This is a genomic window from Nonomuraea roseoviolacea subsp. carminata (assembly GCF_024172185.1).
GTDB classification, from domain to species: domain Bacteria; phylum Actinomycetota; class Actinomycetes; order Streptosporangiales; family Streptosporangiaceae; genus Nonomuraea; species Nonomuraea roseoviolacea.
This window is the reverse complement of record NZ_JAMZEC010000001.1, coordinates 147077-169412: the sequence shown is the minus strand read 5'-3', so window position 1 is coordinate 169412 and position 22336 is coordinate 147077. Positions and strand designations below refer to the sequence as shown.

Annotated in this window: 19 protein-coding genes and 2 pseudogenes; 5 read left to right on the top strand and 16 right to left on the bottom strand. The window is 70.5% G+C overall.

Annotated elements, in window-relative coordinates:
- The first annotated feature begins 221 nt into the window (after positions 1–221).
- Entirely contained in the window at positions 222–1004 is a 783-nt protein-coding gene (locus tag HD595_RS00710; RefSeq protein WP_308211088.1) for a DUF2637 domain-containing protein, read from the top strand.
- A gap of 1267 nt (positions 1005–2271) precedes the next feature.
- A complete protein-coding gene (locus tag HD595_RS00705) occupies positions 2272–3231 on the top strand; it encodes an IS481 family transposase (protein WP_253764996.1) in 960 nt (319 codons plus the stop codon).
- Positions 3232–3315: 84 nt separating this feature from the next.
- Here the strand turns inward: HD595_RS00705 and HD595_RS00700 are convergent, their stop codons facing one another.
- The 7 genes and pseudogenes from HD595_RS00700 to HD595_RS00675 form a co-directional block, all read right to left on the bottom strand.
- Positions 3316–3489, bottom strand: coding sequence for a hypothetical protein (locus tag HD595_RS00700; RefSeq protein ID WP_253764995.1), 174 nt, complete (start codon positions 3487–3489; stop codon positions 3316–3318).
- A 124-nt stretch (positions 3490–3613) separates the two neighbouring features.
- Positions 3614–3706 carry a helix-turn-helix domain-containing protein gene (locus HD595_RS47145; RefSeq protein WP_420540747.1) on the bottom strand — a complete coding sequence of 31 codons (93 nt, stop codon included), beginning with the start codon at positions 3704–3706 and terminating at the stop codon, positions 3614–3616.
- 89 nt (positions 3707–3795) lie between these two features.
- Positions 3796–3990 (bottom strand): annotated as a pseudogene (locus tag HD595_RS47140) (hypothetical protein); the annotation flags it as partial.
- A 328-nt stretch (positions 3991–4318) separates the two neighbouring features.
- Entirely contained in the window at positions 4319–4834 is a 516-nt protein-coding gene (locus HD595_RS00690; RefSeq protein ID WP_253764993.1) for a hypothetical protein, read from the bottom strand.
- Positions 4835–5633: 799 nt separating this feature from the next.
- Positions 5634–6857 carry an MFS transporter gene (locus tag HD595_RS00685; protein WP_253764992.1) on the bottom strand — a complete coding sequence of 408 codons (1224 nt, stop codon included), beginning with the start codon at positions 6855–6857 and terminating at the stop codon, positions 5634–5636.
- Positions 6858–6957: 100 nt separating this feature from the next.
- Positions 6958–8112, bottom strand: a complete 1155-nt coding sequence (locus HD595_RS00680; RefSeq protein WP_253764991.1) for a YncE family protein — start codon at positions 8110–8112, stop codon at positions 6958–6960.
- 153 nt (positions 8113–8265) lie between these two features.
- Positions 8266–8607 (bottom strand): hypothetical protein, encoded by a 342-nt coding sequence (locus HD595_RS00675; RefSeq protein WP_253764990.1) that lies wholly within the window; start codon positions 8605–8607, stop codon positions 8266–8268.
- Between the two features lie 179 nt (positions 8608–8786).
- Between HD595_RS00675 and HD595_RS00670 the strand changes: the two are divergent.
- Positions 8787–9398, top strand: a pseudogene (locus HD595_RS00670) (phosphatase PAP2 family protein); the annotation flags it as partial.
- 72 nt (positions 9399–9470) lie between these two features.
- Here HD595_RS00670 and HD595_RS00665 read toward each other — a convergent pair.
- The 4 genes from HD595_RS00665 to HD595_RS00650 are packed head-to-tail and all read right to left on the bottom strand — an operon-like array spanning position 9471 to position 13925.
- Entirely contained in the window at positions 9471–12005 is a 2535-nt protein-coding gene (locus HD595_RS00665; RefSeq protein ID WP_253764989.1) for an ABC transporter permease, read from the bottom strand.
- Entirely contained in the window at positions 11999–12676 is a 678-nt protein-coding gene (locus HD595_RS00660; RefSeq protein ID WP_253764988.1) for an ABC transporter ATP-binding protein, read from the bottom strand. Before HD595_RS00660 ends, HD595_RS00665 begins: the two co-directional genes overlap by 7 nt.
- Entirely contained in the window at positions 12673–13365 is a 693-nt protein-coding gene (locus HD595_RS00655) for an ABC transporter ATP-binding protein (RefSeq protein ID WP_253764987.1), read from the bottom strand. The genes HD595_RS00660 and HD595_RS00655 overlap by 4 nt, the downstream gene beginning before the upstream one ends.
- Positions 13323–13925 carry a hypothetical protein gene (locus HD595_RS00650; protein ID WP_253764986.1) on the bottom strand — a complete coding sequence of 201 codons (603 nt, stop codon included), beginning with the start codon at positions 13923–13925 and terminating at the stop codon, positions 13323–13325. The genes HD595_RS00655 and HD595_RS00650 overlap by 43 nt, the downstream gene beginning before the upstream one ends.
- A gap of 86 nt (positions 13926–14011) precedes the next feature.
- On the opposite strand from HD595_RS00650, the gene HD595_RS00645 reads away from it, so the two are divergent.
- Positions 14012–15313 carry a HAMP domain-containing sensor histidine kinase gene (locus tag HD595_RS00645; protein ID WP_253764985.1) on the top strand — a complete coding sequence of 434 codons (1302 nt, stop codon included), beginning with the start codon at positions 14012–14014 and terminating at the stop codon, positions 15311–15313.
- Between the two features lie 7 nt (positions 15314–15320).
- On the opposite strand, the gene HD595_RS00640 is transcribed toward HD595_RS00645, so the two are convergent.
- The 4 genes from HD595_RS00640 to HD595_RS00625 all read right to left on the bottom strand — a co-directional run bounded on the left by HD595_RS00640 (position 15321) and on the right by HD595_RS00625 (position 20318).
- Positions 15321–15998 (bottom strand): response regulator transcription factor, encoded by a 678-nt coding sequence (locus HD595_RS00640; protein WP_253764984.1) that lies wholly within the window; start codon positions 15996–15998, stop codon positions 15321–15323.
- 305 nt (positions 15999–16303) lie between these two features.
- On the bottom strand, positions 16304–17935 hold the full coding sequence (locus HD595_RS00635; RefSeq protein ID WP_253764983.1) for a serine/threonine-protein kinase: 1632 nt from the start codon (positions 17933–17935) through the stop codon (positions 16304–16306).
- Between the two features lie 562 nt (positions 17936–18497).
- Positions 18498–19490, bottom strand: a complete 993-nt coding sequence (locus HD595_RS00630; protein ID WP_253764982.1) for an L-threonylcarbamoyladenylate synthase — start codon at positions 19488–19490, stop codon at positions 18498–18500.
- 195 nt (positions 19491–19685) lie between these two features.
- Complete coding sequence (locus HD595_RS00625; RefSeq protein WP_253764981.1) at positions 19686–20318, bottom strand: carbonic anhydrase; 633 nt, start codon at positions 20316–20318, stop codon at positions 19686–19688.
- Positions 20319–20413: 95 nt separating this feature from the next.
- Between HD595_RS00625 and HD595_RS00620 the strand changes: the two genes are divergently transcribed.
- A complete protein-coding gene (locus HD595_RS00620) occupies positions 20414–20860 on the top strand; it encodes an STAS domain-containing protein (RefSeq protein ID WP_253764980.1) in 447 nt (148 codons plus the stop codon).
- 437 nt (positions 20861–21297) lie between these two features.
- On the opposite strand, the gene HD595_RS00615 is transcribed toward HD595_RS00620, so the two are convergent.
- Positions 21298–22242: a tetratricopeptide repeat protein gene (locus tag HD595_RS00615; RefSeq protein ID WP_253764979.1), complete on the bottom strand. Its 945-nt coding sequence runs from the start codon at positions 22240–22242 to the stop codon at positions 21298–21300.
- Positions 22243–22336: the final 94 nt, after the last annotated feature.

The following is a 22336-nucleotide window of genomic DNA, read 5'->3' as shown; positions in this document are numbered from 1 at the left end:
CGGGAGGCCCCGAGCAGGCCCTTTGTGGCCACTCAGTTAGCCCTGACAGCGGTCACAGGTGCGGATCTCCCAGGGGCACACAGAACAGGTGGAACGGGGCCATCACGGCCCCGTTCCACCGCACTCCGGACAGGCTCACGATCTGTCACCATAGAGGCCGTTCGTCCGCTCCCTCGCCGCCAGGCACGACGCGCTCAGTTCTTGGTCGAGGACGTGATCTCGTGAGCGCGTCCTCTCGCCGTCGCGGCCGCTCGGATCGCTGGATACGCCGTACCACCACAGTCTCCGTACTGCTCGTCGCAGGAATCGCGGCGGTCGTCTCCTTCCGCCTCATGCGCCATCTGGCGCTCCAGCATGGCGAGGATCTGCTGGCTGCGACACTGATCCCCTTGGCGGTGGACGGCACGATCGTGGCCGCGTCGATGTCGCTGCTCCTTGCGAGCCGGTATGGCTCACGCGGTGGATTCCTGCCATGGGCGCTGCTCATTCTCAGCAGTCTGGCCAGCTTGGGCGTCAACATCGCTGTCGCCGAGCCCACGTTGATCGGCCGGTTGATCGCCGGCTGGCCCGGCTTGGCCCTGATCGGCGCGTACGAGATGCTGATGAGCCAGATCCGGGCCTCTGCCCAGAGTGGCTTACCCCCTGAGGGTGAAGCTGAGGTGGACGAGGATGGCGCCCATAGCGAAGAAGATCAGTCTGGACGAACTGCGCCGTTACAGGCGAGTAACGGCCGTGGGGGCTTGCCCGGCGTCGTTGTGCTGCGTCTCGCAAATCCACAGGACCAAGGGCTTCCCGGTGTCCCGCACGCTTCACAGAGTGGGCAGGGACAGGTCCTTGCGGGCTTGTTCCAGGTCGCTGGCCCAGATCCACAACCGCTGGGCGGGCGGGACATGGTAGCCGTACAGGCCGACCTCGGTCAGGGTGCGCAGGTCCACGCACCACCGCTGGAAGGCGCTCGCGATCGCCTCGGCGGGGTCGTCGAGGTGACGGGGTGCCGAGTTTGATGCAGGCCTGGTACTCGTAGCCCAGCAGCAGATCCGGCCCGAACTGGGCCCACGCGCCGCGCTGCTGCTGCCAGGCCTGCTCGGCCTCGTCCAGCAGCAAGTTCAGGTCGGCAGGGCGCGGGATGGACGGGTAGATGATGAAGGTGGCCGCCCAGCCGAGCGCGACCATGTCGAGGTTGAACGTCCTGCGATCGGGGTGGCCCCGAGGCGGCAGCGGGTCGGACGGCGTGTGGGAGAAATAGGGGGCGGTGTAGGCGAGCAGCCGGCCGTTCTTCTCCACCACCTCGCCCGTGGCGATGACCGCCATCTTGCGCTGCGAGCCGTCCGGCCGCGCCAGCCGGGTGGTGACCATGCTCTTGTGGGCTTCGGCGGCCAGCTTGCCGGCGGTCAGGTGCCGCTGGGCGGCGTCCGGGGCGAAGGTAGTCGCGCAGACCTTGGGGGAGGGCGTCGTAGGTGCCGTCCTGCAGCCGGGGCTTGGCCCGCTCGAGGGCGGCCTGGGCGGTGGGAGGGTTGCCGACGTACTCGCTTTCGGGGGTGTCGAGGGACACCATCCCGATTGACATCTCGATCGTTGGGGTGTCGCCGTCGGCCGCCTTGAGGAAGCGGTAGTCCTGGGCGGGGCGGCTGGGGCCGACGAATCCGAGATCCATCATCACTGCGCTCCTGCACCGTTGAAGGGCTGAAGAGATCTGCCAGCAGCAACATCGCAGCCGATCAGTGTTTCGTTGCCTCACGACACGCCGCCCGAGACCACCATGAGGTTTGTGTTCGGCTGGCCTGACGGGCTGCAAGCCCGCTGTCGACGTCGCACCTCGTGGGGTTCCAGTCTTGGTTACAAGCGGTGACCGCGTCGATCCCGTCGGCGGGCCCTGTCGGGTCGGAGGGGATCACGACCGCGATGGTACGCCGCCGAGCCGGGCACCGCCTGGTGGTTCCAGCGGTTGACGCCCCGTACTCCCGGCACGAACCTGGCCCGAGGCGGCCTCGACAAAAGCCAGGAGCGCGAGCTGCGAGCGCTCTGACTGCTCGGCTCGCCCGGCCTCATCCGGGGCGCGGTGGATGGCCGTGGTGACCTCCAACGCCTCCGATGCGAGCTGACTCAGCTCGGCATCCGGGTTGAGCAGCCGCAGCCTGAACAACGCGGCCTTAGCGTTCGCGCGCTCATCTAGCTGTATTGACCACGAGCGTTGTTAACAGTGAGGTCTTGATCAAAAGGAGAGGCCTCCGATGTGGTGTAGGTGTCGAATCTTCACCGCGCGGAGGCCTCGTGTCCCACCGTAACGCCCGGTTGACCGTTCATGGCCGACGTCTGCTCGTTGATCGCATCCTGTCCGGCAGGCCGGTCGCGCATGTGGCCGCTGAAATGGGCATCTCCCGGCCCACCGCCCACAAATGGATACGTCGATGGCGCGAACAGGGCGAGGCGGGCCTGCACGACCGTCCCAGCCGGCCCCACACCACGCCGCACCGCACCCCCGCCCACATGGAGCGTCAGGTATGCCGGCTGCGTACCAGCCGTAAGCTCGGTCCGGCCCGTATCGGGCCCATCCTCGGGCTGGCGACCTCCACCGTGCATCGGATCCTCACCAGACATCGCCTGCACCGGCTGGCATGGCTGGACCGGCCCACCGGCCAGCTGATCCGCCGCTACGAACGCGATCGCCCCGGCGAGCTCGTGCACGTGGACGTCAAGAAGATCGGCCGTATCCCCGACGGCGGCGGCTGGCGCATCCACGGCCGCGACCAACGCAGCCACCACCCCAGCCGCACCGTCGGCTACGACTACATCCACTCGGCCGTCGACGACCACACCCGCATCGCCTACAGCGAGATCCACCCTGATGAGAAAGCCGGCACCTGCGCCGCCTTCCTACGCCGCGCAGCCGCCTACTTCGCCGGGCTGGGCATCCCCACGATCGAACGCGTGCTGACCGACAACGCCCTGGCTTACCGCCGCAGCACCGCCTGGCGCCAAGCCCTGGCCGACCTCGGCGCGAGCGGCAAACGCACCCGCGCCTACCGGCCCCAGACCAACGGCAAGGTCGAACGCTTCAACCGCACCCTGCTCGACGAATGGGCCTACATCCGCCCCTACTCCAGCAATGACGAACGCACCGCAGCTCTGCAAGACTTCCTGCACACCTACAACCACCACCGATGCCACACCGCACTCGGAGGCCAGCCCCCGATCACCCGAGTCAACAACCCTGCGGGTCAATACATCTAGCGACTCATCCCGAGCGCTGATGTACGTCAAGCCGTCCGGGTCGTCCCGCTTGCGATACCAACGGGCGTTCTCCCTTGCTCGGTACTAGGTGATGGCGCCGGCGAAGGCGCTGTAGGCGGCGAGCTGTTCTTGCCAGAGCCGCTCATCGCGGGCTTCCCATCGCGCCTGCTTCGTGGCGCGCGCCTGAAAGATATAGGTGGCTGTAGCGCCGAGAAGCGTGCCGACGACGGCGATGAGGCTCGTGATCGCACTCTGCATCCCGTCAGTTGAGCATGCTCCGGCGGCCACTGCCCAGCACGATATGCCGTGCGGTGACCGTCTCCCCAGGAGTTCTGGGGCCCACAGCCCGGCAACCGCGCTCGACTCACCTCACGCCGTCGGGTTATGAGCTGGGCCCGGTGCTCACGACGGTCGGCTCGTCGTTCTCCAGCGCCCGATACAGCGTGGAGCGGCCCACGCCGAGCTCGCGCGCGATCTGGGTGACGGACTGCCCGCGGGCGCGGCGGGTCCGGCAGCGGCCAGCACGCCGTCAGTGACGGCGATCGGCCCGGTGCGGCCAGCAGCGCGGGTGGCGGCTAGGCCGTCTAGGGTGCGCTCCTGGATCAGATCGCGTTCTATCTCGGCGGCCATGGCGGCGACCATGAACAGCATCTTGTCGGCGATGCTCTGCCCGTTGGGGCGGTGGATGCCGGCCCAGGTGCCGGACAGGATGTGCAGGTTGATCCCGCGCGGCTCGTACGAGCCGGGGTTCGACGCCATTCGTCCCTTGCCTGCGCCGCCACCGCGGAGCGACAGATCGGACAACATCACGGTGATTGCGTCGGGCGAGCGGTTGCTCGCCAACTCCCGGATCGGCTCTTCGCATGTCGGTCTGCCGCCGCGGTTAGCCGCTCGGCTTCCTCGTGCAGGGCCTCGATGAGGAACGCCAGGTGCAGCTCCTTCCGGGCCGTCCGGTACTTCCACCACCATGACCTCCTGGACAGCAGATGCGTCAATCGCCCAGAGACTGACATGGTGTGCTGTCTGCCCCCTTGCCCGCCTGGAGAAGTCATCATGCCGTCGCGCCTGTTTGGCCCCGAGCCGGCCTTCAACCGGCGGAGTACTGGCGTTCTTGCCAACGCAACGTCGCGGCGTACGCGAGTCCCGCGCCGATGACGACGGTGAGGAGCAGTCCTTCGCCGACGGTGTGGATGAGGTAGCGGGTCAGGTTTTGGTGGATGATCCAGCGGGCGTCGATGGCGGAGTAGATCAGCTGGGCGACGCCGATGGCCACCGCCCAGCGCACCCGAGGCGTGGCCGCCGCGGTGAAGTACACGACCGAGGCCGGCCAGATCCACCCTGCGGGGGACCAGCTGGAGAGGTGGTAGACGAAGATCGCGGCGATCGACAGCAGCAGTGCGAGCATGGGCCAGCGCCGCCGGAACAGCATGAGCACGGCGAGGACCAGAGCGAGCTGGATCGCACCGTCCCAGGGTGACTGCACGAACGTGGCGAGAGCGGCGGCGACGAACACCACCACGGTGATCGCGGCCAGCGTGAGATCGACGAGCTTGTCGAAGTGACGAACATAAGCAGGTGCGCGCAGCGGCAACGAGTCGCTCATGACCACCTCCAGGGGGACTTCGATGGTGAGCGCCACGCTATGCCCCGATAGTTGCAGCGGTCCTACTCCTTTGCCGTTAAGTGGGCAGGCAAGGGGCAAGGTTTGACATACGGGGTCGGGAAACCCAGGAACAGACATTGGCGGTGAAGGATCTTGCCCGATGCGATGTCTGGCTTGCGTGTGGTCGCTCTACCTGGAGCGTCCTGGCCGGTGGATGATGCAGTGGTGAGTGGAGTGTCCGCCGCTGTACCCGGTGGTCAGGTCAGCCAAGGCCACCTCACCCTAGGCGTAGCGGCGGCGGATGGAGCGCCGGGCAGGCTCGGGCGCTTGGGTACGCCGCAACCGGGCAGGTCGGTGAGGCGTTAGGAGTGTGTCCCGAAACGGTCTGATGCTTGCGCGCCGGCCCTCCAGCGCCCGCGTGTACGTAGTGCCGCGGGCCGACCGGCTCACGCCCACGGGCCTCCCAGCGCAGCCATACTCATCGATCCGGATTGTCGGTGACCTGGACCAGTATCACGTGCGCCCGCATACCGCACTGACCTGGCGTGCATACCAGCTGGCTCGCAAGAACCTCGACGGGCGGCAGCGCCCACTGCGCGCCGCTGATCGTGGTGATCTGGGCGTAGACGTCGAACCGAGGCCCGGACACGGCTGCCGTCGCATCACACGTCAGTGGTTCCATCCCGCCATTCGGGCTTTCGGAAGTGGGGATAGCGGTTGCGGGTGGGTTGCGCTTTTCGCCCTCGACGTTGGCATGCCGAAAGCTTCCTTCTTCAACCGTGGATGCGCCGGATGTCGATCAGCTGTCCATGGGTGCGGCCCGGAACGCCCGCCACAGCGTGATGTCGTAGCCGATGCCCAAGGCGGCGCCGACTAGGAGGGGTGCCCCGATCATGACCAGGGCTCCGGTGAAAAGGGTGGTGGCCGCGAGAGGGCTGACGGACACGGCGACGCTTCGCGCCACGCTGGTCATGCTGGCCGCGGTTGTTCGGTGTGCCGGGGGCACGATGGCGGCGGTGAAGGCCTGCCTCGCCGGGACGTCGATCTTGGAGAGGGTCTGGCGGAGCAGGAGGAGGGTGACCGCGCTGGCGAGGGTGGGGGCGAACGGGATGGCGGCCAGCAGCAGGTTGGCGGCCAGATGGGGGAGCAGCATGGCTGCCAGCAGCCCGCGCCGGGAGGCCAGGAAGGGGGCGGTGAGCTGCGCGAGGGCCGGGAGCAGGTTGGCGGCGAAGAACACCAGGCCGAGTTGTGCGCTGGTGGCCCCGTAGCGCTGGGCGAACCACCAGGCAAGGATGGATTGGACGGCCAGCCCGCCGGAGAAGGCGTCGAGGGCGAACAGCGCGGCCAGGCGGCGGACCGGTCCGGGCACCCGTACACGATGGTGGCCCTGGCGGTGGCGCGGGGACGGAGGTGCCTCGGCCTCGGGCGAGAGGCGCCAGAACAGCAGCACGGTGCACACGGCGAGGAGCGCGTACAGCGCGAAGGCGGCGTCGGCGGCCGTCACCCATGGTTGGAGCGCGAGCGCGGCGGCGGCCAGCGCGCCGAGGGCGCCGGCCGCCATGGCTGTGACGTTGTAGCAGGTGAAGACAGTGGTGTGCCGGCGAGGGTCGCAGGTCTGGGCGAGGATGGACTGCTCCACGCCGGAGAACGGCGTGTTGTCATTGGTGGACGGCGAGATGGTTCCGATGAAGGCGGCGGCGAGCAGGATGGGATAGGACTCGCTGAGCGCGAAGGCGACGCCGGCGACCGCCATCAGGCAGCCGCAGGCGATCAGTGTGCGCCGCCGCCCCCACCTGTCGGCGAACAGGCCGAGCGTCAGGCTGGCGACCACTGAGCCGGCGGACGCGAGGGACAGGAGAAGGCCGGTCTGCCAGGGGTCGTCGCCGTCTTGGGCGAGCAGTTCGGCCAGGAGCACGCTGGTGCAGCCGTACCCGAAGGTTCGCAGTGCCCGCGCCGCCACGATCAACCTGCCATTTCGCCCCAGTTCGACCAGAAAGCGGCTCGCGGCCCGCGTGTTCGGCATGGGGCATCATCGCGCGCCTGGCGCCGCGGCCTCGCTAGGAACACGACTAATGCCTGAAAGATCTTCCTCCGCGACAAGGCCTCCGCGGGGCCGGCGGCGGTCATCGGAACACGCCGGTGTGGCCGAGGGAGTAGCGTCCGGGCTGGGGGAAGAAGCACAGGCCGTGCGGTCCCCGGCCCACCTTGATCGTGTGCAGCAGCTTGCCCGTCCCGGTGGAGAAGACGTACACGACCCCGTGATACCTGCCGGACAGCCAGAGCTGCTTGCCGTCCGCCGACACCCCACCCATGTCGGGTGAGCCGCCGCCCGGGATCCGCCACCGGTCGACCACCTTGCGGCCGGCGAAGGAGACGACGGAGACGGTCCCCTCGTCCCGGTTGGAGACGTAGAGGGAGCGCGAGTCCCTGCTGACGTACAGGCCGTGCGCGCCCTTGCCGGTGCGCAGGAAGCCCAGACGCCGGAAGGCGGCGGCGTCGATGATCCAGGTGCCGCCGGCCATCATGTCGGCGACGTAGAAGACCCGGCCGTCGGGCGAGAGCTTGACGTCCTGCGGCATGTTCCCCGCCCCGACGCTGATCACTTTCCGTACGCGGGGACGCTTCCAGTCGATCGCCACAAGCTGCCCGGAGAACTCGCAGCTGGCCAGGAACACGGATCCGTCGGCGGTGAAGTCGCCGTGGTTGACGCCCCGGCACGGCAGAGGGAGGGAGCGGACCAGGCGCATCGTGCGGGGGTCGCGGAAGTCGAGGCGGTTGTTGCGCTCGGCCATGACCAGGGCGTACGAGCCGTCGGGGGTGAAGTACAGGTTGTACGGGTCGTCCACGGGCACCGGCCTGCCGGGACGGCCCGTCACCGGGTCGATGGGGGTGAGGCTGTTGCCCTTGTTCTCGTTGACCCACAGCGTCCTGAGGTCCCAGGAGGGCACGACGTGCTGGGGCAGGCTGCCGACCCGGAAGTGGCGCACGACCTGGAAGGTCCGCGGGTTGATCACGTCCACCGTGCCCGACTCGCTGTTGGGGACATACACGCGAGGGGTCACGTTCCGGACCTTCGGGTTGAGCATCCCCGGCCTGTCGTGGGCGTAGACGTCAAGGAGAGTTTTGCGCTCAGGTGCCTGCATGGGCTGCTGCCGCGGTGGCGACTGCAGCGGCGGCCCGGGCTCGGGGGCCGCCGCCATGGGGACGGGCGGCGCGCCGCAGGAGGCCGCGGCGACCGCGGCCGCAGCGAGCATGCTCGTCATCCACCGCAGTCGCATGCCGGTCAGCCTAGGAAGGCGCGCGGCGACGCCGGCCGATACCAAGGTCAACGACACGATCGCACCAGCCCAAGGGATGACATCTCCTTCGGCTCTGACCTCGAACGCCCTCCGCATCGCCGGTGCACGTGTGGAGGGCGTCCGATCCAGGACTCAGTCGTCGTTGCCGTCCTCGGACTCGCCCTTCTCGCTCTTCTCGTTGTGGCCGTCCTCGGCCTTCTCGTTCTTCTCCTTCTGCTCGTTCTCCCCGTCCTCGGCCTTCTCGTTCTGCTCGTTCTTCTCGGGCTCGGCGTTCTCGTTCTGCTCGTTCTTCTCGTTGCGCTCCTCTTGCTCGGCGCTGGGCTCGGGGGTGCTGACCTTGCTGTCGGGGGCCTGTCCCGTGGAGGAGGGGGCGGAGGTGGGGCTGTGCTGCAGAGAGGAGGCGAAGGCGGCGCCTCCACCCGTCACGAGGACGGCGGCAGCGGCGAGTCCGGCGATGATCGTAGGCTTGCGCACAGGGGTCTCCAATGCGATAGGGGTCTTGCTGACCGCTCCAGCCTGCGAGAACGTCGGATAACAGCAGGTTGGGCCAACGACAGCGTGAGGTTAACTTCCTGCGGCACAGCGCCTGGGTTAGCGCCGCGTTAACCGGGTGCTGAGGTTGCGCTGATGTGGCCTTCCCTAGCGTGGCATCCATGCGATCCGGCACCACGAGCAGAGCGAACGCAGGTCGGCCGTGGTTCTGGATCGCGATCTCGTCGACGTTGCTCGTCCTCGGGGTGATGGTGGGATTCGCCGCCCGCTCGCCCGGCTGGACCGCCGCGGATGCGAGGGCGAGCGAGCTGGTTCAGTCGATCCGTTCGCCCGGGTGGACCGCGGTGGCGCAGGTGCTGAACGTGGGCTTCGGCACAGCCGTGGGCAGCGTGCTCGTCGGTGTGCTCGTCGTCGCGGTTGTCGTGTGGCGGCCTTTCCGACCGGCCTGGTCAGCGCTGGTGGTGATTGCCGCAGGGTGGTGCGTGAGCCCACTGGTCAAGACGCTCGTCGCCCGCCCGCGTCCGCCCGCCGGCCACGCCTTGGTGCACGAGCTGGGCCCGGACAGTTTTCCCAGCGGTCACGTCTGCCTGACGCTGGCGATCGTCGTGGCCGTCGCGCTGCTGGCGAGGAACACTCGCTTGTTCCTGCCGGTCCTGGTGGTGGGCTGTGTGCTCGTGATCGGGCAGATGCTTGCCAGGGTCTACCTCGGAGCGCATTACCCCAGCGACACCTTGGGCTCGCTGATCCTCACCCCGGCCGCGATCATGTTGGCGGTGAACGCCTTCAGACTGTCCGGGCGGGAACTGCCACCTTTCCGGGCGGCGACATCCACGGACAAGGCCGCGTCACAGGTCACGGAGCACGGTGAGCGGCGGACTGCGGGTGGCTCGGACCGTGGCGGCTCCGGCGGCGAGCAGCGCCGCCAGACCGAGGCCGGCGACGGCGGCCAGGTAGGTCCACGGCACGGCCAGTGAATCGGGAGGCGGGTCGAAGACCCCGCTGAGCACGGCCACCAGCATCCGTGACAGCGCCCACCCGCAGACAGTCCCCAGCACGATCGCGGCCAGTGCGACCAGGCAGACCTCCGTCCACACGAAGGAGCCGAGCTGGCGCGGGGTCGCTCCGAGAACCCTGGCGAGCGCGTACGTACGGCGCCGCTCGGCGAAGCCGAGCACGAGCAGCAACCCGGTGGCCAGGCCAGCCAGGGCCAGCGCGTAGCCGAGCTCAATGGCGGTGAGGCCGGACAGGTCGACGGCGGTGAGGCTGGAGCCGACGACCTGGCGGCTGGTCTCCACGTCGGTGATCTTCGCCGTCGGGCCGAGCTTGCCGCGCAGGTCGGCGGCGACCCGGTGGGGCGGGGTCCCGTCGGTGGTGATCAGGTACGTGGTGTCGGTGGGCAGCCGGTGGGCCAGGTAGGCGGCGTTGGCGACGAGGAAGCTGTCGCGGGGCGCGGTCGGGAACTCGGTGACGATGCCGGCGTAGTGGAAGGGGACGGTCCTGCCGTCCTCGGTGCGCAGCCGTATCTGGTCTCCGAGGCGGAGTTGGAAGTCGTTGACGGTCTCCTGGCTGACCAGCAGCGCGTCGGGACGGCGGGCGAGCCGGTCGAGGATCTGACGGGCGGTGCCGCCGGAGAAGTAGGTGTCGTGCAGCCGGGTGGTGGTGGGGCGGATGCCGTACAGGTCCTGCAGGTCCGAGCCGACGTAGGCGAAGCGATGCTGGAGCGGTTCGACCCGGGACACGCCGGGCACTGCCGCGAGCTCTGCCCGCGTGGCGGTGGTCTGGGAGACGGTGACGTCGGCTCCGTTCGTCAGCTCGGCGTCCACTTCGGCCTGCTGGCGGTAGGTGGCGTCGAAGACGGACGTGGACAGGGCGAACGCGACGGCCAGCGCGGCCAGGGTGGCGGTGCGGGCCAGCGGCGCCCGCTGGCGCGTCAGCATCGCCGACACCACGCCGGCCAGGCCCCCGGCCAGTGGCCTGGCCGTCCAGGTCACGAACGGGCCGGGCAGCGTCCGTGTGAGACGCCAGGCGAGCAGGCCCGTCCCGGCCCACAGCAGTGCCGGACCGGCGAACGCCCAGTAGTCGACCGACAGCTGGGGCAGCCCCTCGGGAACGAGGACGAGCTGGTAGCCGTTCCTGCTGGTGATCCAGAAGATCACGGCGGAGCCGGCGAGCAGCCACAGGTCCAGCCCATAGCGCAGCCAGATCGGCGAGCGGCGCCGCCCGCCGACCGGACGGCGGGCGTCCGCCACGGTGGAGGCGCGCAGCGCGGGCGGCAGCACGGTGACGGCCGCGACCAGCAGTCCCAGGACGGCCGCCCACCACGACACGCTCGCCGACCCGAACACCAGCCGTCCGGCCACCGCGGCCAGCCCCAGGCCGGCCAGCACACCGGTCACGCCCACCAGCGCGGTCTCGGCCAGTGCCAGCCGCGCCAGTGTCCCCCTGGAGGCGCCCCTGGTGCGCAGCAGCGCCTGCTCAGCTGTCCGCCGTGGTGCGCCGGCCCGCGTGACGAGGCCGGCGAGCAGGGCCGCGAGCACGACCGCCGGCGCACCCAGGAACAGGAACAGCACCTGCGAGTACAGGGCGTCCTCGCGGGCGGCGTCCAGTGCCGCGCCGAGGTTGTCGCCGACCAGCCCGCTGCCGGCCATGCGCTCCTCCAGGTTGCGCGCCTGTCCGGTGACCGCGGTGTAGGCCGCGGCCGGGTCGGGCGGCAGCCGGTGGTCGATGCGGACGTGGAACTGGGTGCGCACCCGGTCGCGCGCGATGCCGTCGAACATGCGGTGCCAGTCGGCTTCCGGCAACAGCAGCACGTTGTCGGGGGGCGCCTGCGGCTGCGCGCCCGGCGGTGCGCCGACGCGCTGGAACAGCGAGTCGGCGGCGGGCAACTCCACGACCCCGGTGACCGCCACTGCCGTGTCGGGCAGCCCTGGGCGGCGCACGGTGATGCTGGCGCCGGGCTGGGCGTGCAGGTTGGCGGCGGTCTGCTGGGCCAGCATCGGCCCGTTCGCGTTCCCCGCGAGCAGACGGAGCTCGCCGGGGAAGGTGGCGGCGTAGCCGGCGGGCAGCCCGAGGACCTGGCCCGCGCCCGTGGTCAGGGTCTGCCCGGCCTGGCGGGACTCGAAGCCGTCGATCCTGGCGAAGCTCACTTGCCTGGAGGTGCCGGGCATCGGGACGGACACGGTCTGGCCAGGCTGCTGCTCCACCTGCCAGTCGACCGCCACCCGTTGTATCGACCGGGCCGTCATGGTGGCCTTGGCGGAGGCCAGGAACGCGCCCAGCGCGGCGGGCAGCGCCACGGCGAGCGCGATGCCCGCCGCGGCCGCGGCCAGCCTGCCCGCCCGGCGGGACAGCAGTCCGCGCAGCCAGATGAGGATCAGCATGTGAGAGTTCCGTCGCTCATGGCCCATGTGGCGGGCAGCCGCGCCGCGACCAGCGGGTCGTGGGTGGCGACCACCAGTGCCGACTCCAGTCGGGAGGCCACCCCGGTGAGCAGATCCACCACTCGGCGGGCCAGATCCGAGTCGAGCTGAGCCGTGGGCTCGTCCGCGATGATCAGGCGGGGCTCGGCGGCCAGCACGCGGGCGACCGCGACGCGCTGCGCCTGCCCGCCCGACAGCTCCTCGGGCAGTGAGCCGGCCAGGTCCGCCAGGCCGATCGCGGCCAGCGCGATCAACGCCCGTTCCTTGGCCTCGGAGTCTCCGGCACCCGCGATGATCAGGGGCAGCGCGACGTTCTCCGCGACGTTGAGCGGAGGCAGCAGGCTGGGCCCCTGGAAGACCACGCCGACGCGGCCACGCGGGTGATCGTCGAGGGCGGGCCAGGCGATCCGCCCGGCCGTGGGCCGGTCGAGCCCGGCCAGCAGGTGCAGCAGCGTCGTCTTGCCCGACCCCGACGGGCCGGTGACCGCGATCTGCTGCCCCGGCCGCAGCTCGCAGGTGACGCTGTGCACGGCGACCAGGGCGTTCGCTCCTTTGCCGTACGAGCGGGCCAGCCCCTGACAGGTGACCAGCGCGGTCGTGCCGGCCGCCCGATCATGCAGCTCCACGGTCATGTCGCTCGGCCGTCCTTCAGCTCCAGGACGCGGTCGGCCAGCCGCCGTACGCCCGGGCTGTGTGAGGCGATCACCACGGCGGTGCGCTCCCCGGCCTGCCGGCGGATCAGCCGCAGGACGGGCCCTTCGGTGTGCTGGTCGAGCTCGCCCGTGGGCTCGTCGGCCAGCAGCAGCGCCGGCCGGTTGGCCAGCGCCACGGCCAGCCCCGCCCGGGCCGACTCTCCACCGGACAGCTCGCTCGGCCACGCCCCGGCCCTGGCCGCCAGCCCCAGACCGGCCAGCAGTTCGTCGCGCAGGCGACGATCGCGCCGCCCCGCCAGCCGCTGGGCCAGATCCACGTTGGCCGCGACCGTCAGGTGCTCGATCAGGTTGCCGCTCTGGAACAGCACGCCCACCAGCCGGGCCCGCAGCGCGGCCCGCTCGGCCTCCGGCCGGTGGCTGATGCGGTGGCCGTCCACCCTGACCGTGCCGCCGTCCGGGTCGTCCAGGCCGCCCAGGCAGGCCAGCAGCGTGGACTTGCCCGACCCCGACGGGCCGCTGACCAGCACGACCTCGCCCCCGGCGGCATCGACGCTCACCCCGCGCAGCGCCCTGGTCTCCTCATCGCCCGACCGGTAGAACCGGTAGAGCTCCTCGGCCTGCAGGATCACGACGCCGTCCAGCGGAAGGAGTCGGAGACCGTACGCCACGGGTCCACGTTGTCGGCGCCGACCGGCCCGGACAGGGTCAGGATCGCCTCGTGCCCGCTCCGGTAGAAGGTGTACCGCTCGACCTCGTCCTTGACGACCTTTCCGGTGACCGGGTCGGGGCTGCTGTCGGCGCGGTAGACGATCCGCACCGCCTTGCCGCCCTTCCTGGTCACTGTGCCGACCGTGCGGACGTCGCCGCCGCGCACCTGGCTCCTGATCGACGCCTCGGTCGGCGGGGAGGCGGCGGGCTCGATCTCGATGCGGACGCTGTTCAGCTTGTCGGTGAAGCTCGCCCCGGTGGGCAGGTCCGTGCGCGCCCATCCTTCAGGCACCTTCACCTCATACGGCTGCCCGGGGTGCCGGTAGGTCACGAACACCGTGTCGTCCGGTATGTCGCCCGGCGGATTCGACTCGGTGGGCTGCGCAGCCGGGATGCCGTCGCTCACGGGTGCCTGTGTCTGCGCCTGAGGCTCGGCCTTGGGCTGGGCGGGCACGGCTGCCGAGCAGCCTGCCGCCAGCCCTGCCATGGCCAGGGCGATGACGCTCTGCCGTACCTTCATGCCTCCCACGCTAGGAACAGGCCGGGAAGCGCCCGCTGAACACCGGGTTAGCGGGGCGTTTACCTTCCTTCTGCCACGCTGGAAGCGTGACAGCACAGGGCGTGCCGCTGCGGCGGCGAGTGCTGGTGGTGATCGTCAGCGTGACCGCCCTGGCCGTCGCGCTCTTCCTGGTGCCCCTGGCGATCGCGGTGAACATCCTTTACCACGACCAGACGGTGGCCGCCCTGCAACGCGACGCCGCCTGGGTCGCCACGGCCGTTCCCGATGAGGCCGCCCGCGATGCGGGTGCGGGGTTGAAGCTGCCCGCGCGCCTGTCCGGCGAGCTGGCCGTCGGCGGCTACGCCGTGGACGGCACCCGGCTGTTCGGCGAGGGGCCCGCCCGCTCACCCCTGGCCGCCTCCAGCAGGGACGGGCACGTCCACGACATGGTGGAGAACGGCTTCCTGGCCGTGTCCGCGCCGGTGCCCTCCGACGAGGGCACCGCGCTGGTCATCCGGGTCGCGACACCGAACGAGCAGATCGACAACCGCATCCATCAGGCGTGGCTGCTCATGGGCGGCCTTGCCCTCCTCGTCATCGCGCTCGCGGCGGGCGCGGCCGTACGCCAGTCGACCCGGCTCGCCGCCCCCTTGGAGAGGCTGACCACCGCAGCACAAGCACTCGGCGGCGGCGACTTCAGCATCCGCGCCGCACGCTCCGGACTACGCGAGGCCGACCAGGCGGCACAGGCGCTGGAGGCGACGGCGCGCCGTCTCGGCGACGTGCTCGCCCGCGAGCGCGCCTTCAGCGCGGACGTCTCCCACCAACTGCGCACCGGGCTGACCGGCCTGCTGCTCGGCCTGGAATCGGCGCTGTCCCGGCCGGGCGCGGACCTGGCCCCAGCGGTTCAGGCCGCGCTGGCTCGGGGCGAGCGTCTGCAGGAGGTCCTCGACGACCTCGTACGGCTCAGCCGCGACAGCCGCGCGCCCGCCGAGCCACTCGACGTGGACGGACTGATGGAGGAGGTCCGGCAGGAGTGGCACGGCCAGCTGGCCCGGCAGGGCCGCCGCCTGACCATCACCGTGGAACCCGCGCTGCCGCCAGTCACCGCCCAGCCCGCCGCCGTCCGGCAGGTTCTGCACGTCCTGCTCGACAACGCCCTGCGCCATGGCCGGGGCGAGGTCGCCGTCACCGTCTCCGACGTGGGGCCTGGCATAGCCGTCGAGGTGAGCGATCACGGGCCCGGCGTGGCTCCGGACAGCGACCCGTTCATCCGCTCCAGCGGACACAGCCACGGCATCGGTCTGGCCCTGGCCCGCTCACTCGCCGAAGCAGAAGGCGGCCGGCTGGTACTGAGCCGCGCCAGGCCCCCGCTGTTCAGCCTGCTGCTACCCGGCCACGACACGTAGCAGCCGGTCATGGCTCGTAACGGTAGCCGCGCCCCCGCACCGTGACGATCCGCTCCATCGGTTCGCCGCGCTCGGCCAGCTTGCGGCGCAACGCGAACACGTGCACGTCCAGCGTCTTGGTGGGGCCGAACCAGTTCTCGTCCCACACCTCGTCCATGAGCTGCTCGCGCGTCACCACCTCGCCCGCCCGGCTGACCAGCGCCGCCAGCAGGTCGAACTCCTTGGGCCGCAACACCACCTCCGCTTGCCCGACATAGGCCCGCCGCGCGGGCAAGTCGAGCCGCAGTCGCCCGACCGTCAGTATGCGCTCTCCCTGTGCGGGGCCACGCCGCCGCAGGTGTGCGCGGATCCTGGCCATCAGCTCGGTCAGCCGGAACGGCTTGGTCAGGTAGTCGTCAGCCCCCGCGTCCAACGCCACCACGACCTCGAACTCCTGCGTACGAGCTGTCAGCACGACGATCACCGTGTCCGGCACCCTTGAGCGCAACCGCCGGCACAGAGCTACTCCGTCCACGTCGGGCAGTCCCAGATCCAACAGGACGAGATCAGGCTGCCGCTGCTCGGCGGCCAGCAGCGCCTCGGCCCCGTCCGCGGCCGGCTCCGCCTCGTAGCCCTGGGCGGCCAGGGCTTCGACCAGCTCGGACCTGATGACCAGATCGTCCTCCACGACCAGCACACATGCCATGCGGCCGATGCTACGAGTTGTGCTGCCACGGCGGGTCGAGTCGCACCGTCAGTGGACAGAGGCGGTGAGGCCGAGCCCGAGCAGGGCTGGATAACGAACGAAGTAGGACCGCGTCAAGCTGCGGCGCGCTGGGCAGGCCTCTGTGCCCCGAGGCCGGCCAAACTACGCCGTCGGCCTCGGCAAGCTCATTGCCACGCAGAGGCTGGACCGCCTCTAGTGCACCTTGGCAGATCCCAAGGGCGCGGAGCTCGGCGTCAGGAGGATCCGTTCCAGATTTGATGCCGGTGCCGTGGTGGCAGACGTGGTCAGACTATGCGGGTGCAGAGGGTGCGGCCTCGGACCTCCCAGTGGACCCTTCTGCCGCCCGGCGGGCAGGCGCCGCTGGTGAACGCGGTGATACGGAGGATGTAGTCGTACTCCTCGGGAGCGGAGCCGGCCCCGCACGGCCACGACGTCATCAGATCGCTGTTGCTGATGGTGACGGAGTTCTCGTTCTCGCCCTTGGTGGCCAGGAAACAGTCACCCGTGCGGAACTGCCGCTGCACGCAGAGGGCGATCTCGTTCGCGTCCTCGCCGTAGCTCCACCGCAGTTCCCCGTCCAGGTCGGCGCCGTGCCTGATGCATTCGGAGGAGTCGTCGACCACCTTGAGCACCTTCAGGTAGGCGTCGGAGCGGCCGCAGCCGACGGCGCGCGGCTTGCTCCTGCTCCACTCGCCGGACGGACGCTTGTAGGCGTCCAGGCAGTCGCCCGCCGAGATCTTCTCGAACGCCTTGCGGGTGGGATCGGGTGTGGGGATGGGGGTGGGACTGTCGGTGGCGCTCGCGGTCTCGGACGGCTGAGGGGAGGGTGTCGGGGAAGCTGGGGTCTGCTGGACAGTGGCGATGGCCTTGGAGGTGGCCGGTGCGTTTCCGTCGTCCCCGAGGGCCCAGGCGGCGAAGGCGACCAGCAGGACGCCCACGACCGCGGCGGCGGCCATCGGGAGCTTCATTCGTCCGAGCGGCGGAAATTGCCGGCCGTTTCCCGGCGCGTCCTGCGGCGGGGGCGCCAGCACCTCGGTCTCCGCCACCCGCGTGGCGATCATCGTGCTGACGGGCTCCGGCAGCGGAGCGTCCCCGCCCTCGGCGAGCGCGGAGCAACGTTCGAGGAACACATCGAGGCCGGGCCGGTCTTGCGGATCCTTCTCCAGGCCGGACGCGATCAGCGGGAGCAGCGGCTCCGGCACGCCGGTCAAATCGGGTTCCTCGTTGACGACGCGGTAGCCGAGGGCCTCGAGCGGGCCCTCGCCGAAGGGGCGCCGGCCGGTGGCGGCGAAGGCCAGCACGGCAGCCAGGCAGAACACGTCACTGGCCGGCCCGACCTCGCGGCCCCGAAGCTGCTCGGGCGACATGAACCCGGGCGTGCCGACCACGCTGGTGCGGGTGGTCTGCGAGGTGGCGTCGAGCGCGCGGGCGATGCCGAAGTCGATGATGCGGGGCCCGTCCTGGGCGAGCAGCACGTTGCCGGGCTTGAGGTCCCGGTGAACGACGCCCCGCTCATGGATCGCCATCAGCCCTTCGGCCAGGCCCGCGCCGAGCCCGGCGAGCGCCGCCGCGGAGAACGCGCCGTGCTCGCCGACGGCCTCGTGCAGCGACGGTCCCGCGATGTACTCGGTCACGAGCCAGGGCGGATCGGCGTCGGCGCGGGCGTCCACCACCTGCACGGTGTGGATGCCCCCGACCCGCCGCGCCGCGGCGACCTCCGCATTGAACCGCCGCCGGAACTGCGCGTCCTCCGCCAGGTACGGGTGGATCACCTTGACCGCGACCGGCCGGCCGCCCTTCGAGCGGCCCAGGTAGACACGACCCATCCCGCCCGCCCCCAGCCGCGCCAGCAGCCGGTACCCACCGACCTTCTTGGGGTCGCTCGCCTCAAGCGGCTTCAGTTTCTCGCTGGACACGCGCACGTCCTCCCACACCCACCGGTGATGTAGAACGCACCCTTCCACACAGGACGACGGGCCGGGGCCGCCCCGCTCAGGCCAGCTCGTAGGTGCCGGACGGCCCCCGATTGGCGACTCAGGCCCTGCCACTCCCGCATGCCAGTGATCGCACGGTCATCCTGCGCGGACACGCGAAATCGTGCGGAACGGGACAGGCGTCCCCATCGCGCGCCGGGCGCAGGGAGGCCGGCGAGCACCTGGTCGTGGGTGAGCGCGAGCTGCTCCATGCTCGACCAGCAGCCGCGGGAACGGCGAGCTAGTCGGTCAAGATCGCCTCGCCGCCGGCGTCGTCGCCGACGTTTCTCCAGGGCGCCGCGAGCGTGCGGTTCGACTTCACGCAGGTCAGAAGCGGTCGGAGCGACGATAGCGTGTGCAACAGGTGTCGTGCACGCTCCTGCTGTCTTGACGTCAAGCAGACATCGTGCATAACGGCCTCGCGCCGGGAGCCCGGCTGATGGGCCAGGGGCCGTCCACGTCTGCCCGGCCAGTCACTGTCATACAGGGGCGGCGCCCGTGTCGATCACATGGCGGGCCGAGGTCCTGCGGCCCGGCGCAGCCGGTTGGCGATCGCGGCTCCCAGCCCCCGCTCCGCCGGCGGGGACGCGACGATGAGATCGCAGCCTCGCTGGTCGAGTTCGCGCAGGAAGGCGTACAGCTCGCGTGCGTAGGCGGGCATCGACGCGGGCAGCTCCACCACGGCGTGCGCTTTCACCTCTGCGTCGGCGAAGGCGGGAGGAAGCAGGACGCCCACCTGATGCCCCGATCCCTGCGCGCGTTCCGCTTCGGCGATCACCTTGTCGGGCTCGACCAGGACGACCCGGGCCCGCGGCGCGTAGTGCGAGGGATGCTGACCGGGCACCCGTATGTGGCTCGTCGCGGGGACCGCGAGCGGGCGCCCCAGCGCCGCTTCGAGGTCTTCGCGCGTCACTCCGCCCGGCCGCAGGATGCTCAGTGCCTCGCCCGTGGCGTCGACGATCGTCGACTCGACACCCACTGAGCACGGGCCGCCGTCCAGCACGACATCGACGGCGCCATCGAGCTCGGCGCGGACGTGACCGGCCGTGGTGGGGCTGACCGAGCCGAAGCGGTTGGCTGACGGGGCCGCGATGCCGCCGCCGAAGGCCGACAGCAGCGCGAGCGCGACAGGATGGGCGGGCACGCGCACGGCCACCGTCTCCAGGCCGCCGGTCGTCTCCAGGGACACCCGGCCGCCGCGCCGCAGCACCAGCGTCAACGGCCCCGGCCAGAAGCGTTCGGCCAGCAGCCGAGCGTGGGCAGGCACGTGCGCCACCCAGTCGCCCAGCTGCTCCGCTCCGGCGAGGTGGACGATCAGCGGGTGGGAGGGCGGACGCCCCTTAGCCTGAAAGACGCGTGCGACGGCGGCTCCATCGGCAGCGTTGGCACCCAGCCCATAGACGGTCTCGGTCGGGAAGGCCACGAGACCTCCGCCGTGCAGCACCCCGACCGCCCTGTCGATGGCCGCGCTGTCGATGTCACCAGGTCTGACCGTCACCCTCGTCATCCTTCCTCTGCTGTTTGCCGCCGCGTTCCGCGCACAGCGACCGACGATGATCAATGACGCTCCGGTGCCCCCCGCGAGGTAGAGCGGCCGGCAGCGCCACCACCCATTCAGGCCCAGCCCTCCCTGTTCGAGCACGTGCCGTGCCCTGCTCGCCCAGGCAATCCGGGGCCGCCCCCAGACGCGTATCTAGACCGCAGCCCCGCTCAGGCCATGCGCGGCGACCAGCTGCGCAGTGCCGTCGGCCAGCCGGTATGACAGGCCCACCACCGCCAGGCGGCCATCGGCGACCCGCTCGGCCAGCACGCGAGAGCGCTCCAGCAGCAGGCCGGCGCTGTGCCGGATGTGCTCATGCAGGATCTGCTCGGCCTCATCATGTCCGGCGGCGCGGGCCGCCAGCACGCTCGGCATCACCCGCTCGACGACGTCACGGACAAAACCGGCCGGGGTGCTGCCTCCGTCGGCGGCGGCGCAGGCCGCCGCGATGGCCCCGCACGACTCATGGCCCAAGACCACGACCAGCGGGCAACCCAGCACGCTCACCCCGAACTCGATGCTGCCCAGCACCTCGGTGCCGGCCACATGCCCGGCCGTGCGGACCACGAACAGATCACCCAGTCCCCGATCGAAGATGATCTCGGCGGCCAGCCGGGAATCGGAGCAGCCGAACAGCACCGCGAAGGGACTCTGCGCCGGCGCGGTCTCGGCGCGGCGGGCGGCATCTTGGTTCGGGTGCTCCGGCGCGCCGGCGACGAATCGCTGGTTCCCCTCCAGCAGCATCGCCAACGCATCATCGGGCGTCAGTCTCAGGATCTCAGCCATGGTCGCAGGCTACTGGGTATCAGGCCAGGGCCCACGCACCGTCCCGACGCCAGCCGGTCCGCACGCCGGGGGCGGATACGGCACGATGGTGGTCCATGAACGGCGATGACCACGGCGGCAGCGACCCCGCCGGCCCCAGTGCTGAGGAGCGGCTCGCCGTCTCGATCAGGCTGCACGAGAACTTCATCGTCGCGCGCGCCGTCGGGGAGCTCGATTACGCCTCGGCCGGACTGCTGCACCGGCGGCTCAAGGACGCCTGGGCGACCACGCGGTCGGCCGGGCTGGTGCTCGACCTGGGCGGGCTGACGTTCTGCGATTCCAGAGGCATTGGCGTCTTGGTGATGCTGCTGCGCCAGAGCCGTGACCAGCAGGCCTCCCTGGTGCTGTCGCCTCTGCCGGCTCATCTGGAGCGGGTCTTGACCATGACGGGCGTGCGGGCCGCGTTGCAGGTGGCGGCGTCGGTGGAGGAGGCCATCCAGATCGTGCAGGCTTCAGCGCCGCGGCGGACCGAGATGCCGGAGCCGCCCGGCCAGGCCCGCTGAACCCGAACCGGGTCGGCCAGGCGCGGCGGGATCTCCTCCAGAACCTGGAGGAGATCCACGTCCTCATCTGCGACGAAGCCGGTCAGGTCCATGTCGCCGGACGTCCTCTAGGTGGTCGTGTCGATCGGCCACCCTGCACGGCCGGACTGCTGCAGTCCAGCACCCTGCCCGCGTGGTGGTGGGTCGGCCGGTCGACGTACGGGCTGCTCGTGGTCACGTCCCAGACCACCGTTTCCGGGACGGCCCTTCAGCGGCTGAGGTGCGGCTCGGGCGTCTCCAGCTTGACGGGACGGGCTGGGGACGCCCCGCGTCGGGCACGGGCCGGCAACCCTCCCGGAGTTCCGCCCACGGGTCGCATAGCGTGTCACAACTCCGGGTCCGGAGAACGCACCGCGGCGCATACATGATCACCAGAACGCCAGCCAGCGGATCAGGTTTCAGCCGTCGGAGGAGCCCGCTCGGTCGGCCTCGGCTCTCCAGTGAGCAAGGTCTTCACGGGTGGCCAGGGTGCTGGGGTGCTCGGGTCCAAGCGCTCGCATCTGGGCGGCGAGTAGATCTTCGTATGCGGCGGCCGCTCCAGTCGCGTCGCCGGCACGGCCTCGCCAGTAGGCCAGGATGCCGCGGGTGGCCAGGGTCTTGGGGTGGTCCGGTCCCAGCACCCGGATGTAGTCGGTGAGCAGGTCAGCGACAGCGGCGGCAGTGCCGACGACATCCCCTGCTTCGCCGCGCCAGCGCGCCAGCTCATTGCGGGTGGTCAAGACGCTGGGATGATCGGGCCTGAGTACCCGCATCTCGTCAGCGAGCAGCTCGGTGAGGGCCGCGGCCGCCCCGGCCACATCCCCGGCCTTGCCCCGCAGGTTGGCCAGCAGGCTGCGGGTGGTCAAAGTGTCGAGATGATGAGGCCCGAGCACCCGCACCTGGTCGGCGAGCAGCTCGGTGAAGGCGGCGATGGCCCCGGCCACATCCCCAGCCCGGCCCTGCAGGTCGGCTAGGCGACCGCGGGTGATCAAGGTGTTGGGGTAATCGGGGCCGAGCGCCCGTATCTCGTCGGCGAGCAGCTCAGTAAAGGCGGCGATGGCCCCGGCCAGGTCCCCGGCCTGGGCCTGTAGGTGCGCCAGGAAGCTACGGGTGGTCAAGGTGTTGGGGTGATCGGGGCCGAGCACCCGCACCTGGTCGGGGACTAGGTCGGTGAAGGCTGCGATCGCTTCGGCCACATCACCGGCCTCGCCGCGCCAGCGTGCCTGGAAGACACGGGTGGACAGGGTGTCGGGATGGTGGGGGCCGAGCAGGCGGTTGGTGATGGCGTGCAGGCGGGTGCACTGCTCGACGGCTGCGCTGGCTTGGCCCATCTTGCCGAGGGTGTCGGCCGCATAGAGCAGCACGGGGCCACGGCATGCACCCGGACAAAGGGGACTCCCGGCTATGGGGATCAGACAGTTACCGTGGGAGTGCTGACTGATCTAGCGCGGGGAGGCT

What these genes read in the sequence shown, in the direction of transcription:
- HD595_RS00700 (WP_253764995.1), bottom strand. Translation starts at nt 3,489, where the DNA reads ATGCAGAGTGCGATCACGAGCCTCATCGCCGTCGTCGGCACGCTTCTC.
- HD595_RS00650 (WP_253764986.1), bottom strand. Translation starts at nt 13,925, where the DNA reads ATGAAGGTACGGCAGAGCGTCATCGCCCTGGCCATGGCAGGGCTGGCG.
- HD595_RS00690 (WP_253764993.1), bottom strand. Translation starts at nt 4,834, where the DNA reads ATGAGCGACTCGTTGCCGCTGCGCGCACCTGCTTATGTTCGTCACTTC.
- HD595_RS00640 (WP_253764984.1), bottom strand. Translation starts at nt 15,998, where the DNA reads ATGGCATGTGTGCTGGTCGTGGAGGACGATCTGGTCATCAGGTCCGAG.
- HD595_RS00685 (WP_253764992.1), bottom strand. Translation starts at nt 6,857, where the DNA reads ATGCCGAACACGCGGGCCGCGAGCCGCTTTCTGGTCGAACTGGGGCGA.
- HD595_RS00620 (WP_253764980.1), top strand. Translation starts at nt 20,414, where the DNA reads ATGAACGGCGATGACCACGGCGGCAGCGACCCCGCCGGCCCCAGTGCT.
- HD595_RS00680 (WP_253764991.1), bottom strand. Translation starts at nt 8,112, where the DNA reads ATGCGACTGCGGTGGATGACGAGCATGCTCGCTGCGGCCGCGGTCGCC.
- HD595_RS00625 (WP_253764981.1), bottom strand. Translation starts at nt 20,318, where the DNA reads ATGGCTGAGATCCTGAGACTGACGCCCGATGATGCGTTGGCGATGCTG.
- HD595_RS00660 (WP_253764988.1), bottom strand. Translation starts at nt 12,676, where the DNA reads ATGACCGTGGAGCTGCATGATCGGGCGGCCGGCACGACCGCGCTGGTC.
- HD595_RS00665 (WP_253764989.1), bottom strand. Translation starts at nt 12,005, where the DNA reads ATGCTGATCCTCATCTGGCTGCGCGGACTGCTGTCCCGCCGGGCGGGC.